Origin of the sequence: Sorangium sp. So ce1014, from assembly GCF_051521505.1 — a bacterium.
In the GTDB taxonomy this organism is placed as follows: domain Bacteria; phylum Myxococcota_A; class Polyangia; order Polyangiales; family Polyangiaceae; genus Sorangium.
Genome location: NZ_CP150356.1, coordinates 952,437 through 967,708 on the forward strand (window position 1 = coordinate 952,437; position 15,272 = coordinate 967,708).

The following is a 15,272-nucleotide window of genomic DNA, read 5'->3' on the forward strand; positions in this document are numbered from 1 at the left end:
TCTTCCTACCGCATCGGCTGCACGTCCCTCACGACCCATGACGACGACCCTCAAGGCCAAGCGCCGCGTCTCTTACGACTGCTCGAAGTGCCCGGCCTACTGCTGCTCCATCTACGAGCGGGTCGAGGTGACGCCGCGCGACATGCGCCGGCTCGCCCGCCATTTCGGTCTCACGCTCGAGGCCGCCGAGGAGCGTTTCACGAAGCGCTACAGCGGCGAGCGCATCCTCCGGCGGCAGTCGGATCCGGTGCTCGGCCGGGTCTGCCGCTTCCTCGATCTCACGACGCGCGGCTGCACCATCTACGACGCGCGGCCCGAGGTCTGCCGCGACTATCCTGGCAAGCCGCGGTGCGGCTACTACGACGTGCTCCAGTTCGAGCGGGAGACGCAGGACGATCCCAACGTGATGCCGCTCGTGCAGATCACGTTCCGGTCGAGGACGCCCGCGGGGTAGCTCCGCCGCGGGGGGCGCTCCGGTCGCTCTGTTGCTCCGGTTCCGCCGGTTCCGCCGGTTCCGCCGCGCTCACGCCGTCTCGTTGCGCTCGTCCGCGTCGGCCTGCGCCCCGGCGCTGGCCTTGGTCTTCTCGTGCAGCCACTCCTCCGGCCGGTCGGCGGGGTAGACCCGCAGCGAGCCGTCTGCCGGTCCGAGCAGATCCTCGACGCGCGCCACGCCGGTGATGCGCTGCGCCGCCATGAGGCCCGACATCGCGGCGCCGGCCACCCCGTGGCTCAGCGTGCTCGCGCCGCACTGGTACAGCCCCGGGATCCTCGTCCCGATGGAGAACGACAGCGGTCCGAGCTGCCAGGGTGTCTTGGCGGTGCCGTAGGCGGCGCCCCGGTGCGAGGCGCAGTAGAAGTCGTTGGTCAGCGGCGTCGCCACCGAGCGAAACGCGAGCGCGCGGGAGATGCCGGGAATGACGTGCTCCGCCGCGGCGATCATCTGATCCCCGAGCGACTCCTTGAGCTTCTCGTACTCTGCCCCTCGCTCGCCCGTGCGGGTCTTGTCCCAGCGCGCGAAGGGCCCGTGGGGCACGAACGTGAACATCTCGATCGTGTGGTGATCGCCCCGGGTCGGGTGGCCCGGATCCTTCAGCGTCGTGATGGTCAGGAACAGCCCGTCCACCGCGCCGCGCGGCAGCTGGCGCTCCGCGCGCTCGTAGATGCGCCCCACGTCCCTCCCGCGATACCACCAGTAATTGCCTGAATCATATCCCATCGACCGCAGGTCCATGTCCACGGCGCAGAACACGCTGAGCAGGCTGACCGAATACTCCATCCGCTGGACTTTCCGGCGCTCGCGGGCGGTCAGCTCGGGCGGCAGCAGCTCGCCATAGGTGATCGCCGGGTCCGCGTTCGAGACCACGCTCGCCGCGCGCAGGATCTCTCCCCCTTCCAGCTCGACGCCGGCCGCGCGCCCGCGCTCGACGAGGATGCGCCTCACCCGCGCGCGCATCCGGACCTGCCCTCCGAGCCGCCGCAGCGCCCGGATCATCGCGAGCGGGATGCGCCTGGCGCCGCCGCGCGGGTAATACCCGCCGTCGAGATAATGGCAGACGATGCTCGCGTGGATCGGCAGCGCCACGCGCGACGGCGAGAGGCCGTGATCGCCCCCCTGCGCGGCCAGGAACGCGCGCAGCAGGGGGTCGCGGATCGTCGCGTCCAGCAGGTCTTCCTGGGTGCGAAACCCCCAGCGCACGAGGTCCGGCGCCTTGAACGGCACGAGCAGCACCTTCGGGAACTCGAGCATCGTGTCGAGGCGGACGAGGTCGTCGTTGAGCCCGCGCAGGACGCGGAAGTACCGCGCTATGCCCGCGGCCTCGTGCGGGAACCGCGCCGTGAGCCGGGCGATGAGCCGCTCGAGGCCCTTGGGCACGTCGAGCCGATCGTCGCCCACGATCAGGTGATCGAGCCCGTCCGGGTTGAGCTCGCAGAACTCGAGATCTCCCGCGAGGCCGAGCCCCTCGTAGAGCCGCCTCACGGGGCCTCCGGGGCCGAGCCCGCCGATGTAGTGGACTCCCGGGCTGAACAGATAGCCATCCAGCGAGAAGCTGTGGGTCCACCCGCCGGGGAGGTAGTGTTGCTCGACGACGATCACCTTCTGTCCCGAGCGCGCGAGCGCGAGCGCGGCCGTGAGCCCGCCGGAGCCTGATCCGATCACGACGGTATCCGCGTGCTTCATACGTCCCCCCTCGGACTCCGATGCTCCGAGGAGGAGCCTGGCTGCGCGATTCTACCTTTCGGTCACCTGCCGCCGTCGGGCGGCGCCCCGGCGTCGGGCGGCGCCCTGTCTGCCTTCTCCATGTTCGTGAGCGGCAGCGGACAGACGACCGGCACGGCCCGGCTCGGTGTCTGCGCCGACTCGCGCATGCAGGTCTTGCCGGTCAGGCGTAGGCGCTCGCCCACCTGGAGGTCGGGTGGGCACACGAGCGGCTGGGATGCGGAGACGAGGTCCCCGTCGATCCAGAAGAGCTCGCAGCCATCGTCCGTCCGCCGCAGATGGTAGTGCCGCGTCGGGCGCCGCGGCGCCGGCGTGCCCTCGGCCGCCAGCGCCGCGCCGCCGTCGAGCGCCGGCGCCCCCGCGCCCTCCTTCCCGGCGTCGCCCTGGCACGCCGCGATCCCGGGGAGGAGCGCGGGCAGGACCCGGACGAGGAGCCTGGCCAGTCGGCGCTGCGACGTCGGCGGCGGCCTCTGGGCCCTCTCCGGACCGGCCGCGATCACCGGCTCGGGAAGAACATGATGGACATCTTCGTCAGGAAGAAGTCGGCGATGAGGATCGTGATCGACGTCACCACCACGGTGCGCGTGGTCGCGTGACCGACGCCCTCGGTTCCGCCGCGCGTGATCAGCCCGAAGTGGCACCCGACGAGCGCGATGATCGCCCCGAAGAAGGGCGTCTTGTACATCCCGCTGAAGTAATCCATGAACGTGACCGAGCTGAGCGCCGTCCTCAGAAAGAAGCCGGCCGGGATGCCGAACTCGGTCGCGCAGATCAGCATCGCCCCCCCGAAGCCCAGCACGAGCGCGAACGCGCCGAGCACCGGCATCACCACGATGCTCGCGAGCAGCCGCGGCAGGACGAGCTTCTTCACCGGGTTGGCGCCGAGGGCGCGGATCGCGTCGATCTGCTCGGTGACGGCCATCGACCCGACCTCCGCCGCGATGCCGGCGCCGATGCGGCCGCCCACGATGACCGCCGTCAGCGTCGGCGCGAGCTCGCGCGAGAACGACAGGCCGATGATGCGGCCCGTGTACTCCATGCCGCCGAACTTCTGCAGGCCGATGGCGAACTGCACCGCCATGACCATCCCGACGAACAGCGCCGTCACGGACGCGATGGCGGCCGAGCGCACGCCGAGCGACTCCATCTGGTAGATGGTCGAGCGCAGCTCGAGCGGCCGATCGAAGATGGCCCTCATCGCCCCCCAGGTCATCCGCCCGAACTGCCCGAGGTGCTCGACGAACCCGACCGCCGACTCGTTGATCCTGGCGAGCAGCGGGGGGAGCGGCGGCGGCGGCAGGCTGTTCGGGCCCCGGCTGGCGGGCGCCACGCTGTTCGGGGGCAAGCTGCTCGGGCCCGGGCCTGTGGAAGCCGGGCTGTTCGAGGAGGACGGCGGCGCCTCCGGGGGCCGTTTGCGCTCAGTCGTCATGGGCCGGCAGGGTCGAGAAGCCGCGGACCATCTGTGTGAACGCCGGCTCGCTGGCGGCGTAGCGGGCGGGATCTGCGATGAGGAGCATGTCGTACACGCAGCCGTTCTTCTTGAGCACCCAGATATCGAACACCTTCGGCACCCCGTCGAGCTTGGCCGAGACGACCGTGTGCATCGCCTCGCGGCCGTCGAACGGGACGACCTCCTGCTTCAGCACCTCGCGCTCGGTGAAGTGCAAGAAGAGGTGGTGGGTCAGCGAGACGAGCGGGACGTCCTCTTCGTTCCGGCAGCGTCCGTTCAGGGCGATGGTGGCCCCGTTCGTCTCGTCGCGGTATGCCACCGCCGCGTCCGACACCGAGATCGGCTTCCAGCTCGCCGGCGCCGGGGGCACGCGGAAGGCGACCTCCGAGCCGCGGTAGACCGTTCCATCGAACGACGCGCCTCCGCAGCCGGCGAGCGCGATCGCGATCGCGAGGAGCCTGGCCCGGGGGTTCGCTGCCTTGGCCGCAGAACCGGCGGCGGTGGGGCGCCTTCGAAGGGGTCGTCGCATCGCTGCGGGCCGACGCTATCACGCTTTTGCATCCTGGGCGAACGCCGGCGGTCGCGCGATCTCTCCTAGCCGTTTACCCGTTACCAGTCCCAGCGGTCGCGCCGCCGCGGCGCGTCCCACGGCGCGGATCGGCGGGCTGCCGGGCGCCGGGGCGACGCGTGCCAGTGCTGCCAGCGCTCGTGCTCGCGCGGGGAGCGCCCCACCATGAAGAGGCGGACGAGGAAGAGCCCGGCGACGAACCCCCCGAGGTGCGCGAAGAACGCGACGCCGCCGCTGCGCATGCCGATCGAGCCGAGCCCGTTCAGCAGGTTCACAACGAAGTACTGGAGGATGACGAGCCACGCCGGCAGCTCCAGGAACAGGCCGAAGATGAACCACAGGAGAAAGATCGGGTTCAGCACCGTGATCGGCGAGCGCGGGTAGAGCGACGCGTACGCGGCCAGCACGCCCGAGATGGCGCCCGAGGCGCCCACCATGGGGATCATCGATCCTGGATCGATCACGATCTGGGCGCCCGCGGCGGCGATCCCGGACAGCGCATAGAACGCCGCGTAGCGGAGGCTGCCCAGCGCATCCTCGACGTTGTCGCCGAAGATCCAGAGGAACAGCATGTTCCCCCCGAGGTGGGCCCACCCGGTCGGGTCGTGCATGAACATGCTGCTGAAGACGGTCCACCAGGCGTCGGTTGGCTCCTCCAGCAGCTGCACCGGGACGAGGCCCCACACGGAGAGCAGCCGGTCGGGCGGGAACCCGGCCGAGATCATCGACCGCATCCAGAAGAAGCCGGCGAGGTTGAGCGCGATCAGCAGGTAGTTGACGATCGGCACCTTGCGGGTGGGCAGTTGGTCTCGGAGGGGCAGCATCGGATTTACTTAAGCACGTGGGCCCGTGACAGCATCCGTCGGGCTTGATAGACCCGGGGCCCATGCTCGAGGTGCGGCTCCGCGACACGCTGGCCCAGGGGCCTGCCCTGCTCGTCCTGTGGCGACCCGGCGAGGTCCGCATGTCCTGCTGCCCAGGAGCGGCTCCTCGGCACGACCGGCCGCCGCCGTCCTCTGCACCAGTGGACGAGAACTCCTGGCAGATCTAGGTTTCCGCCCGATGAGGGCCCCCGGCGGCCCGCGTCGCCTGCCTCTCCTGCAGCCCAGAATGATGACGGACGACCATGGCTCGTGATCTCTACTCCGTGCTCGGCGTCTCGCGCGATGCGGACGAGGACACCATCAAGAAGGCGTTCCGCAAGCTCGCGATGAAGTACCACCCGGACAAGAGCCCGGGGAAGGCCAACGAGCAGAAGTTCAAGGAGATCAACCAGGCGCACGAGGTGCTGAGCGACAAGACGAGGCGCGCGCTCTACGACGAGTTCGGCGAGGAGAGCCTCTCGCAGAACTTCGATCCCGAGCGCGCCCGCGTCTACCGTCGCTACGCGAACGCCCGGGCTGCGGGTGGGGGCCGCGGCGGCCCCGGCAACTTCGACGTGCAGGAGATCTTCGGCAACGCCGGCGGCGGCCAGGGCGATCTCAGCGACATCCTCGGCGACCTCTTCGGCCGAGGAGGCCGCGGCGGCGCGGGCCGGCGCGCGCAGCCCGCGCGCAGCCGCGGCGGCGATGTCGAGCAGGACCTCACCATCGATTTCGTCTCGGCGGTGCGGGGCACGACGCTCCAGATCCAGCGCGCCGACGACCCGCAGCCGGTGACCGTGCGCGTCCCGCCCGGGGCAGCCGAGGGGAGCCGCCTGCGCATCCGCGGCCAGGGCTCCCCCGGCGTGGGCGGCGGCGAGCCGGGCGATCTGCTGCTGAACATCCACGTCACGCCGCACCCGTTCTTCAAGCGCGAGGGCGACGATCTCCACCTCGATGTCCCCGTCACCCTGGGCGAGGCCTACCGCGGCGAGAAGATCCGCGTCCCCACGCCCGACGGCGAGGTCACGCTCAAGATCCCGGCGCGCACCCAGACCGGCCAGATGATCCGGCTGCGCGGCAAGGGCATCGCCCGCAAGGCGAAGGAGCCGGGGGATCTCTACGTGAAGTTCGTCGTGCACGTCCCGACCGTCGACGACCCCGAGGTGGCGAAGGCGATCGATCTGCTCGACGGCACGGTGGAGGCGCCTCGCGGCGAGCTCCGGTTCTGAGCGCGGTCGCGGGTCGGCGCGGCCGCGCGTCGGCTCGGGCGAGCGCAGCGCTCGGGTAGACCTGGCATGAAGCGGCCTCTCGCGATCGATCCCCGGCCCCTCCTCGCGGCCGCCATCGCGCTCGCCGCGTGCGCCGCGCCGGCGCCGCCGCGCCCGGCGCCGCGCGCTGCCGGCGTGCCTGCGCCCGCCGCCGTCCGGCCTGCGCCTCCGCTGCGGCGGGCGGCCACGCCGGCGCCTGCCGTCGCTCCCCCCGCCGCGTCGCCCTCGCCGCCCGCCTCCTCGGCGGTCCCGCCGGCGGCGCCGAGCGCCGCCTCCGGGGACGCGGCCGGTGAGGCCGGCGCGCTCCAGGCGCCCTCGATCACGATCGATCCGCCCTACAAGCTCGGTCAGCACCTTGTGCCTCGCGGTCAGGCCGAGGCGGCGGAGCGGGATCGCTGGAACGCCGGGGGCAGGGGGGATCCTCCCGCGCCGCCGCCTCCGGCCGAGGGGCACCCGCTGCCGCGGATCATCGTGGACATCGGCAAGGTGAATGGCCCGCTCAAGGCGCGCGAGGTCGAGCGCATCGCCCGGCGGCACCTCTGGATCCACGTGTACTCGTGCTACCGGCTGCGCGCGTACAGGGACCCGTCGCTCCACGGCAAGACCACCGTGCGGCTCACGGTGAGCCGCGCCGGCAAGGTGACGGGCGCGCGCGCGACCTCGTCCACGCTCTCCGCGCCGGACGTCGTCTCGTGCCTCGCGCAGCGCGCGAGGTCGCTCTCGCTGCCCAGGGCCAGGGCGGGCTCGACCGTCGTCGCCACGATGGAGGTCTATCCGGGCGACGAGCCGGTCGAGCCTCCGCCGTCCGTCCTCGCTCCCGGTCCCGGCGAGCTCCGGCCCGACGCGATCTCGGCCGCCGTGGCCGACGCCTTGCCCGCGTGGCGGAGCTGCTACGAAGCGGCCCTTGCCGGCGCGCCGGCGCTCTGGGGCCGCCTCGCGATCCGCTTTCATGTGACCGACAGCGGCGCCGTCGACGAGGCCTTCGAGGCCGAGTCGCGCTTCCCGGACGAACGGCTCACCCGCTGCGTGCTCCGGCGCGCGCGCGCCCTCACGTTCCCGGCGCCGGAGGGCGGCGACCTGCGCTTTGTGGTGCCGCTTCGTCTTTCGCCCGACCCGCAAAGCCCGCCGCGATAGCTCCCGCGCTCCCCGCGGTGCGAACGCTCACAGCGCATGCACGGCCAAGGCGGTCTCGCAAGCGAAACGCGCCGCAACAAATTGCGCCCCGGGGTCGATGTGCAACTTTACCGTGGGGGAGGAGGCTCAGGTACATGCACAGCTCACCGGGCACCATCGTTGGGGGGAAGTATCTGCTGGAGCGGCAGCTCGTGCGTCCGGGCGCGCGGGTCGCGCGCGACCGAGGTTCGGTCTGGGTCGCGCGCGAGCTGCAGCTGGGCGCGCGCGTCGCCCTGAAGCTCTTCCACCCCGAGGCCGGCGCGACGGGAGATCTCCTCCGGATCGATCGCTGGGTCCGCGCAGCCGCCGGGCTCTCGTCGCGGCACGTGGTGCGCGTGCACGACCATGGCGTCGAGGGCGCGGTGGTCTACCTGGCCATGGACCTGCTCACCGGCGAGGATCTCGCGACCCGCCTGCTCCGGCGCAGCCGGCTCTCGCTCCAGGAGGCTGCGCGCCTCGCCGCGCAGGCCGGCGAGGCCCTCCAGCGCGCGCACGCGGCGGATTTCCTTCACCAGGGCCTCCGGCCGGAGAGCCTCTTCTTCGCGCTGGACGGCGGCGAGGAGGTCGTGAAGGTGCTCGATCTCGGGCTCCCGAGGGCTGCGCCGCGGCTCGTCGGCGAGGTCGCGGCCGACGTGAGCGCGAGCGCGCTGCACTACCTCAGCCCCGAGCAGATCCGGTCGGAACGTTCCCTCGATGCGCAGACCGATCTCTGGTCGCTGGCGGCTGTCCTGTTCCGCGCGGTGACCGGCCAGCTCCCGTTCCCCGGCGACCTCGCCAGCGTTGTGGCCTCGAAGATCCTGCTCGCGCCGCCGCCCGCGGCGACGCAGCTCGTGCCGAGCCTGCCTGCTGCGCTGGACGGCTTCTTCGAGAAGGCGTTCGCGCGCGACCTCGCGCGGCGCTTCCGGTCGATCGAGGAGATGGTGGAGTCGCTCGTCCGGATCGCCGATCTCGCGCCGCCTCCCTCGTCCGGCGTGCTGCGCCCGCCCCCGCCGGTGCGCGTCCCCTGGGTCCCCTCGGCGCGGCCGCTGGCCGCGCTGTCCGCGGAGGTGGCGGCGTCCGGCGCTGCAGCGCGGGCGGAGCCTGGTTCCGAGCCACCGAGCGCGGGCCGGAGGGCGGCCCCGGTCACCCAGCTCAGCGCGGAGGCCGCCGAGGTCGTGCGCGGGCTCGACGGGCTGTCTGCGCGCGCGGGGTGGGTCATCCCGGCCGGCCTCATCGCGCTGCTCGGCGTGGCGGTGTTCGCGACGACCGCTCGGCTGGATCCGCCCAGGCTGACGACGGCTGCGACCGGCGCCGCGACGGCTGTGCTCTCGGCCTCCCTCGCCCGCCGCGTCGAGGCGCTGCCCGCCGCCCCCGAGGTGGCCTCCTCCGCGCTCTTCCGTCGCGCGCCGCTCGCCGCTCCCCAGCGCAGCGCCCACGTCCCGCCGAGCGCCGCGCCGCCGCGTCCTGCGCGGCCGCGCTCCTCTGCGGCGGCCGCCCCCGGCGGGCCGCGCTAGGCGCTCCGGGACGCGTCGTCCTCGGCTGCGGCCTTCTCGGCGGCGGCCTTCTCGGCGGCGGCCTTCTTTTCCTCGGCGAGGTCGCGCGCCTTGCGCGCCTCCTGCGCCGCGCGGATGGCCGACAGCGGGCCGCGCGCGTCGTGGTGCGTCCGTTCGGCTTCCGCTCGGGGCTCGCTCCCGTTCGCGATGCGCGCGCCGGTCATCACCTCGAAGTACCCGGACTCGCTCCAGACGGCGCCGAGCGTGTGCGCGACCTCCGCGCCCTCCGGCCCGAAGTACCCGATCGCGCCGCCGTAGACCCACCGTGGCCCGGCCTCGAGGCTGCGGCTGATGGCGCTCGCGCGCGCTGCCGGCTGGCCGACAGCGCTGCCGCCCGCGAGGGCGGCGCGCAGCGCCTCGACGGGCGACGCCTCGCCGGGGCGCGGCCCGGCCGACGGATCGCGCTCGACGCGGACGAGCGTCTCCCCCGAGGTCCCCGCGATGGTGAGCCCCGGCGCGAACGGCGACTCGGCGAAGTCGACGAAGTAGAGGTGCGTCGACGGCGCGAGCACCCGCAGCGCGCGGTACACGTCGAAGGGATCTGCGCCCCGGAGCGGCGCCCGGAACCTGCGGGCGAGCACGACCTCCGTCGCCTCGCCGGCCGTGATGCGCTGGCGCGCGGCGGTCACCTGCGCCGCGTAGCGCTCGTCGCTCACCGGCGTCTCGAGGTGCTCCGGCAGGGCCTCCGGATCGAGCGCGGGCAGGCTCTGCTGCTCGGGCCCGTGCGCCATCTCCCACGCGCAGCGGTTCACCGCGCCCTGCGATTGGCCGGCGAGGGTCATCGTCTGCGTCACGCTGTCGAACACGACAACGGTCGCGTCCTTCAGCACCCGTCCGAGGTACATCTCCTCGGGCCACGGCTCGATGCCCATGAGCTGGTGCACGGTGTCGTACGAGAGGAAGCCGACCCATGCCTGGCAGACGCGGGCTGCCAGATCGCTCGGCGGGCCCGACGCTGCCGGCTGGCCGAGCCCCTCGGCCAGCGTCGCGAACGGGTCGAACCCGCTCGGGAGGAGGCTCTCGGTGCGCGCCCGGTATCCGAGGATCGCGTAGCGGCCCCAGCGTTCACCGGAGACGGCGGACTCGAGCAGGAACGATGATCGGCCCGGCGACTGGGCGCGGAGCGCGGCGTAGGCGCGGACCGGTGTGATGTGATCGGCCGGGAGGGTGCGGGTCACGACGGAGCTCATCGCGGCCGAGCCTACACGACGTTGCGCCGCCCGGCGAAGGAGGGCAAGGTACCCGGAGGAACACGGTGCGAAGCGCGATCGCCCTCTCCTCTGTCCTCTGCCTGGCCGCTTGCGGCGGCGCTCAGCCCGCCGCGGCGGACGCGCGCACCACCGTCGTCTCGCTGCGGAAGATCGACTGTGAGGCGTGCGGCGCCGAGCTCGTCGCGGATCTCCGCGAGCGCCCCGGCGTGTACACGGCCACCTTCGACAAGCGCCGCGCCGAGATCGCCGTGACGGCGTCGAGCTCGTTCGACGTCGCCGGCGCCGTGAAGCGGCTCGCCGCCGACGAGGGGTTCGAGGCGGTGATCGGCGGCGGCAAGGGGCAGTACCTCGGCTGGGCGACGTTCCCCGAGGGGGCGGACGCCCGGACGATCGCCGACGGTGGCGCGGACGTCCCCGATCTCGGCGTCCACATCGCTCCGGGCAAGGTCACGGTCATCGACTTCGCGGCGAGCTGGTGCCTGCCCTGCCGCAAGCTGGACGCGCACATGGCCGAGGTGCTCGAGGCTCGCCGGGACGTCGCCTACCGCAAGCTCGACATCGTCGACTGGGACACCCCGCTCGCCCGGCGCTACCTGAAGCAGGTCTCGAAGCTGCCTTACGTGATCGTCTACGACCCGACCGGCGCGCAGGTGGACGCGTTCGTGGGCCTCGAGATCGACAGGCTCGACGCGGCGATCGAGCGCGGCGCGCGGCGTTGACGCGGCGTGGATCTCGGCGCCTGCCCGGGCGTGCGGCGGGTCGGCGGAGGGCGGAGAGCCGCGCGTGGCGGCTCCGGCATCGCCCCTCGCAGATCAGTAGTGGCCGAAGAGGTCCTGGATTCGCGACTCGAGCGCGACGGCGATCTTGTAGAGCGACGAGATGGACGCCGACGACTCGGCGCGCTCGATCTGCGAGAGCAGCGACACGCTGAGCCCTGTGCGGCGCGCCATCTGCTTGAGCGTCAGGTCCTTGTCCTTGCGGAGGTTCCTGATCGTGTCGCCGATGACGCGGTGGAGCTGCTCTTCGGGCGTCCGCGCGAGGCCCTTCTTGCGCATGACGCGGGCGAGCACCTCGCGGAACTCGTCCACGTTGAACGGCTTCTTGATGTAGTCGACCGCGTCGAGCTTCATGGACGCGACGGCGCTCTCGAGGTTGGGGAAGCCGGTGAAGATGACGACGGCGATGTCGTTGTCGACCTTGCGGATGCGCTTGAGCACCTCGATGCCATCGAGCTTCGGCATCATCAGGTCGAGGATGATGAGGTGGTAGCCGCCCGCGCGGACCTCGTCTTCCACGGTCGTCGGATCGCCCAGCGTCTTGACCTGATAGCCGTCGCGCTCGAGCAGCGTCTGCATGTAGTCACAGATCGCCCGGTCGTCGTCGACGATCAGAATGCGTACAGCGGGAAGCTCAATTGCCACCTGTTCCTCCTCTCACGTACGACCGCCGAAGTCGGTCGCTCTTGTCTCACGTGCGACCGCGGAAGCCGGTCGCTCTTGTCCGTTCTGGAAGGGGCCGCACAGGCGGTCCCTGACTCCACGTTGCCCGAGCAGGGGCGAGGCCCTGACCGGCGCCCCAGGCACCTCGCTCTCTGCTTCCTATCGGCAACATCGGGATTCCAGTGACACTTTAACACGACCTGAGCAAGGTGGAGACGGGAGTTTTTTCTTGCGCTCCACCGATTCTTGGCTTCGTGAAACGTCCGGGGCGCCGGATAGGCGCCAAAGGGCCGTGTTTCCGGCCATTTCCCGCCATTTGTCCGGGCTGTGGTGTGCCGTCGTTCGGGGGAGCGGGGGCTGCGCCGGTGGGGTCCTGATTTAATTCGTCTTGACAGGAGGCTCGCTCTTGGCGATGTTGCGCGCCCGCTGTTCAGCGGGCGTTGCTTCGCGGCAGCGTACGGGGCGTAGCGCAGCCTGGTAGCGCACTCGGTTCGGGACCGAGGAGTCGGAGGTTCAAATCCTCTCGCCCCGACTCATTTCTTCGGATGTTGACAGGTAGAATCGCCGCGGGACGGCCCTTGCCGTCCTCGCTGGCGTCCCTGTCGTGGATGCCCGACAGGAGCCCCTCGCCGGGGCGTTCGCTCGGAGTGCGCAAGGACCACGGAGGTCCCTGCTCGCCGCGAGAACGCCGGTCCGAGGCGCTCGTTCGGTAGGCGGTAGGCCCGAGGAGGCCCTCCGCCTCGGACGACCTGGAGCCCCGCCGCTATCCCGTGCGCCCGGCCAGGTTGGCGATCACCGCCGCGAGCTCCGACGCCTCGATCGGCTTGGGAACATGCGACTGGAATCCGGCCAGGAGCGCCCGCGTCCGGTCCTGGGCGCTCGCGTACGCGGTCAGCGCCGCGGCCGGGATGCGGCCGCCCTGCTCGGGGCTCTGCGCGCGCAGCCGCCGGATCAGGCTGTAGCCGTCCTCGCCGGGCATCCCGAGATCGCTCAGGATCACGTCCGGCTTCTCGCGCGCGATCGCCGACAGCGCCTCCTCGACCGTCGCCACCGCCGTGATGGTCGCTCCCTTGCGCTCCAGCACCGTCGTCACGAGCTCCCGCGCGTCCGGCTCGTCGTCGACCATCAGCACGCGGACGCCCTGGAGCGTCGGCTCCGTATCGGCGGCCAGGTGGCTCAGCCCGTCGGCCCTCCGGAGCGCCGCGATGGCGCCCCGCGGCGCCAGCGGGATGTCCACCACGAACGTCGCGCCCTTGCCCTCGCCCCCGCTCTCCGCCTTCACGGTGCCGCCGTGGAGCTCGATCAGGTGCCGGGCGATCGCCAGGCCGAGCCCGAGCCCGCTGTGCGGCCGCGTGCTCGTGCTGTCGGCCTGCCGGAAGCGATCGAACACGTACGGCAGGAACTCCGGCACGATGCCCTGGCCTGTGTCGCTCACCTGGATGCGCGCCAGACCCTCGGCCTTGCCGAGCTGGATCGAGACCTTGCCGCCGCGCGGGGTGAACTTGATCGCGTTCGACAGGAGGTTCCACACCACCTGCTGCAGCCGGGTCTGGTCGCCCGAGATCGGCCCCGCGTTCGGGTCGAGCTGCACGACGAGCTCGATCCCCTTGGCGTCCGCGCCGTGGCGGACCGCGTCCATGGCCGCGTTGATGATCGGCGGCAGATCCACGAGCATCACGTCGAGCCGCAGCTTGCCCGTGATGATGCGGGAGGCGTCGAGGAGGTCCTCGACGAGCTGCGCCTGGAGCGTGCCGTTGCGCTCGATCGCCTCGAGCGCGCGGACGTGCGTGTCCGGCTTCAGCGAGCCCTGCCGGAGCATGCGCGCCCAGCCGAGGATCGCGGTGAGCGGGGTCCTGAGCTCGTGGGAGAGCGTGGCGAGGAACTCGTCCTTGGCGCGGTTGACCTGCTGCGACTCGCGGTAGAGCTGGGCGTTGTCGAGCGCGAGCGCCGCGAAGTTGCAGAGCTCCTCGGCGAGCGCGAGATCGTCGACGCCGTAGCGCCGGCTCGACTCGGTCGAGAGCAGCGTGATCGCGCCGCGCGTCCGGCCGCGGGCGCGCAGCGGGACGATCATCGCCGAGCGGACGCCGAGCTCCCGGAGCAGCGCGAGGTAGACCGGATCGTGCGCGCCGGACCAGGCCTCGTTGTCGGGCTGGAGCGACGAGGCCCGCTGCCACGCCGCGCCGTCGACGTCCGGGAGCAGCATCGACTCGCCGCACCGGAGCACCGCGTGCACCGCGCGCGGCACCTCGTGATCGGTCGGGTAGCGGGCCGACAGGTCCTTCCCCAGCGAGAGCTTCGCGCTGCTCGCGTGCACGGCCGCGAGCCGGCTCAGCGAGCCGTCCGGCTCGACGATGTCCACCACCGTGGCCTCGGCGATGTGCGGCACCGCGAGGCGCGCGACGTTGGACAGGGTCGTGTCGTACTCGAGGCCCGACAGCGCGAGCTGCCGGCTCGCCTCGCCGATGAAGTAGCGCCGCTTGTCGGCGAGCCGCTTCTCGGTCACGTCGCGGAAGACCAGCACCAGCCCGACGAGCTCGCCCTCGTCGCTCCGGATCGGCGCGCCGTTCGAGTCGATCGCGAGCTCCGAGCCGTCCCTGCGCAGGAGCAGCGTCGTGTCGTCGAGCCCGATGATGCCGCCGTGCCGCAGCACCTCGGTGACCGGGTTGTCGAGATCGTCGCGCGTCTGCTCGGAGATGACCCGGAAGACCTCGGACAGCCGGCGATCCCTCGCCTCGTCGAGCGTCCAACCCGTCAGCGTCTCGGCCACGGCGTTCATGAAGTCGATCCGGCCCGAGCCGTCGGTCGAGATCACCGCGTCGCCGATGCTCTTCAGCGTCGTCGAGAACTTGGTCCTGCTGACGCGCAGGTCCGCCTCGAGCTGCTTGAACTGGGTGATGTCGGCGAAGATGGAGACCGCGCCGAGCATGTCGCCGTCCGGCGAGAAGAGCGGCGCGCAGCTGCCGAGCAGCATCCCGTGCGTGCCGTCGAAGCGCTGGAAGTGGACCTCCTCGGCGGGGACGGTCTCCCTGAGCGTGAGGCACCGCGCCATCGACCAGTCCTCGGCGGCGAACGGCCGGCCGTCGGGGTGGAACGCGCGGTAGCGCCCCCAGCCCTCGACGTTCTCGGCGGTGGCGCTGCCGGCCCAGATCCGCTCCGAGGCGCGGTTCTGGAGGGTCAGCTTGCCCTGGTTGTCGGAGACGATGATGCCGTGCGGGCTCTCGCTGAGGAGCGCGTCGAGCAGCCCGCGCTCGTGCTGCGTGATCGCGCGGAGCCGCTCGACCTCGCGGCGCAGCGCCTCGAGCTCGGTGTCGATCGGCGGCACCGACGCGGCGAGGGGCGTGAGCTCGAACGAGGCGCTCGCGGTCGGGTCGAGGCTCGCGATCGCGCGATCGATCTCGACGACCGCCGGGCCGAGGAGCCGTCGCTGCTCGGCGGTCGAGGCCGCTTCGTAAAGCAATGCCCTGGCCTGAGCGAGCGCCGTGACGATCGGGATGTCCGAACGTTCGGGCATAGCGTCAAGGGATCCCACGGCCGCCGGTCGCGAACAAGA

13 protein-coding genes and 1 tRNA gene are annotated in these 15,272 nt (G+C 71.9%); 6 read left to right on the forward strand and 8 right to left on the reverse strand.

Going from position 1 to position 15,272, the window contains the following annotated elements; genetic code table 11:
* Positions 1–37: 37 nt before the first annotated feature.
* Positions 38–454, forward strand: a complete 417-nt coding sequence (locus WME75_RS03645) for a YkgJ family cysteine cluster protein (RefSeq protein ID WP_437486457.1) — start codon at positions 38–40, stop codon at positions 452–454.
* A gap of 69 nt (positions 455–523) precedes the next feature.
* On the opposite strand, the gene WME75_RS03650 is transcribed toward WME75_RS03645, so the two are convergent.
* The 5 genes from WME75_RS03650 to WME75_RS03670 form a co-directional block, all read right to left on the reverse strand.
* Positions 524–2,179, reverse strand: coding sequence for a phytoene desaturase family protein (locus tag WME75_RS03650; protein WP_437486459.1), 1,656 nt, complete (start codon positions 2,177–2,179; stop codon positions 524–526).
* Positions 2,180–2,241: 62 nt separating this feature from the next.
* Entirely contained in the window at positions 2,242–2,718 is a 477-nt protein-coding gene (locus tag WME75_RS03655; protein ID WP_437486461.1) for a hypothetical protein, read from the reverse strand.
* Complete coding sequence (locus WME75_RS03660; protein WP_437486463.1) at positions 2,715–3,647, reverse strand: MlaE family ABC transporter permease; 933 nt, start codon at positions 3,645–3,647, stop codon at positions 2,715–2,717. The genes WME75_RS03655 and WME75_RS03660 overlap by 4 nt, the downstream gene beginning before the upstream one ends.
* On the reverse strand, positions 3,637–4,197 hold the full coding sequence (locus WME75_RS03665) for a hypothetical protein (RefSeq protein WP_437486465.1): 561 nt from the start codon (positions 4,195–4,197) through the stop codon (positions 3,637–3,639). The genes WME75_RS03660 and WME75_RS03665 overlap by 11 nt, the downstream gene beginning before the upstream one ends.
* An 80-nt stretch (positions 4,198–4,277) precedes the next feature.
* Positions 4,278–5,060 carry a rhomboid family intramembrane serine protease gene (locus tag WME75_RS03670; protein ID WP_437486466.1) on the reverse strand — a complete coding sequence of 261 codons (783 nt, stop codon included), beginning with the start codon at positions 5,058–5,060 and terminating at the stop codon, positions 4,278–4,280.
* A gap of 302 nt (positions 5,061–5,362) precedes the next feature.
* On the opposite strand from WME75_RS03670, the gene WME75_RS03675 reads away from it, so the two are divergent.
* The 3 genes from WME75_RS03675 (at position 5,363) to WME75_RS03685 (ending at position 9,033) form a co-directional block, all read left to right on the forward strand.
* Entirely contained in the window at positions 5,363–6,328 is a 966-nt protein-coding gene (locus tag WME75_RS03675; protein WP_437486468.1) for a DnaJ C-terminal domain-containing protein, read from the forward strand.
* A gap of 66 nt (positions 6,329–6,394) precedes the next feature.
* Entirely contained in the window at positions 6,395–7,501 is a 1,107-nt protein-coding gene (locus tag WME75_RS03680; protein ID WP_437486470.1) for an AgmX/PglI C-terminal domain-containing protein, read from the forward strand.
* 134 nt (positions 7,502–7,635) lie between these two features.
* Positions 7,636–9,033 carry a serine/threonine-protein kinase gene (locus tag WME75_RS03685; RefSeq protein ID WP_437486472.1) on the forward strand — a complete coding sequence of 466 codons (1,398 nt, stop codon included), beginning with the start codon at positions 7,636–7,638 and terminating at the stop codon, positions 9,031–9,033.
* Here the strand turns inward: WME75_RS03685 and WME75_RS03690 are convergent.
* The gene (locus WME75_RS03690; protein ID WP_437486474.1) at positions 9,030–10,262 is read right to left on the reverse strand and encodes a chorismate-binding protein; all 1,233 of its coding nucleotides are present in this window, start codon (positions 10,260–10,262) and stop codon (positions 9,030–9,032) included. The two genes, WME75_RS03685 and WME75_RS03690, sit on opposite strands and share 4 nt — an antisense overlap.
* A gap of 65 nt (positions 10,263–10,327) precedes the next feature.
* On the opposite strand from WME75_RS03690, the gene WME75_RS03695 reads away from it, so the two are divergent.
* Entirely contained in the window at positions 10,328–11,002 is a 675-nt protein-coding gene (locus WME75_RS03695) for a TlpA family protein disulfide reductase (protein ID WP_437486476.1), read from the forward strand.
* 93 nt (positions 11,003–11,095) lie between these two features.
* Here WME75_RS03695 and WME75_RS03700 read toward each other — a convergent pair whose 3' ends face one another.
* Positions 11,096–11,704: a response regulator gene (locus WME75_RS03700; RefSeq protein ID WP_436625099.1), complete on the reverse strand. Its 609-nt coding sequence runs from the start codon at positions 11,702–11,704 to the stop codon at positions 11,096–11,098.
* Between the two features lie 476 nt (positions 11,705–12,180).
* On the opposite strand from WME75_RS03700, the gene WME75_RS03705 reads away from it, so the two are divergent.
* A tRNA-Pro gene (locus WME75_RS03705) sits at positions 12,181–12,254 on the forward strand.
* Between the two features lie 231 nt (positions 12,255–12,485).
* On the opposite strand, the gene WME75_RS03710 is transcribed toward WME75_RS03705, so the two are convergent.
* Positions 12,486–15,233, reverse strand: coding sequence for an ATP-binding protein (locus WME75_RS03710; RefSeq protein ID WP_437486478.1), 2,748 nt, complete (start codon positions 15,231–15,233; stop codon positions 12,486–12,488).
* Between the last annotated feature and the right edge of the window lie 39 nt (positions 15,234–15,272).

Coding starts and splice junctions, on each gene's coding strand:
- WME75_RS03645 (WP_437486457.1), top strand. CDS start 38: ATGACGACGACCCTCAAGGCCAAGCGCCGCGTCTCTTACGACTGCTCG.
- WME75_RS03650 (WP_437486459.1), bottom strand. CDS start 2,179: ATGAAGCACGCGGATACCGTCGTGATCGGATCAGGCTCCGGCGGGCTC.
- WME75_RS03660 (WP_437486463.1), bottom strand. CDS start 3,647: ATGACGACTGAGCGCAAACGGCCCCCGGAGGCGCCGCCGTCCTCCTCG.
- WME75_RS03665 (WP_437486465.1), bottom strand. CDS start 4,197: ATGCGACGACCCCTTCGAAGGCGCCCCACCGCCGCCGGTTCTGCGGCC.
- WME75_RS03670 (WP_437486466.1), bottom strand. CDS start 5,060: ATGCTGCCCCTCCGAGACCAACTGCCCACCCGCAAGGTGCCGATCGTC.
- WME75_RS03675 (WP_437486468.1), top strand. CDS start 5,363: ATGGCTCGTGATCTCTACTCCGTGCTCGGCGTCTCGCGCGATGCGGAC.
- WME75_RS03680 (WP_437486470.1), top strand. CDS start 6,395: ATGAAGCGGCCTCTCGCGATCGATCCCCGGCCCCTCCTCGCGGCCGCC.
- WME75_RS03685 (WP_437486472.1), top strand. CDS start 7,636: ATGCACAGCTCACCGGGCACCATCGTTGGGGGGAAGTATCTGCTGGAG.
- WME75_RS03690 (WP_437486474.1), bottom strand. CDS start 10,262: ATGAGCTCCGTCGTGACCCGCACCCTCCCGGCCGATCACATCACACCG.
- WME75_RS03710 (WP_437486478.1), bottom strand. CDS start 15,233: ATGCCCGAACGTTCGGACATCCCGATCGTCACGGCGCTCGCTCAGGCC.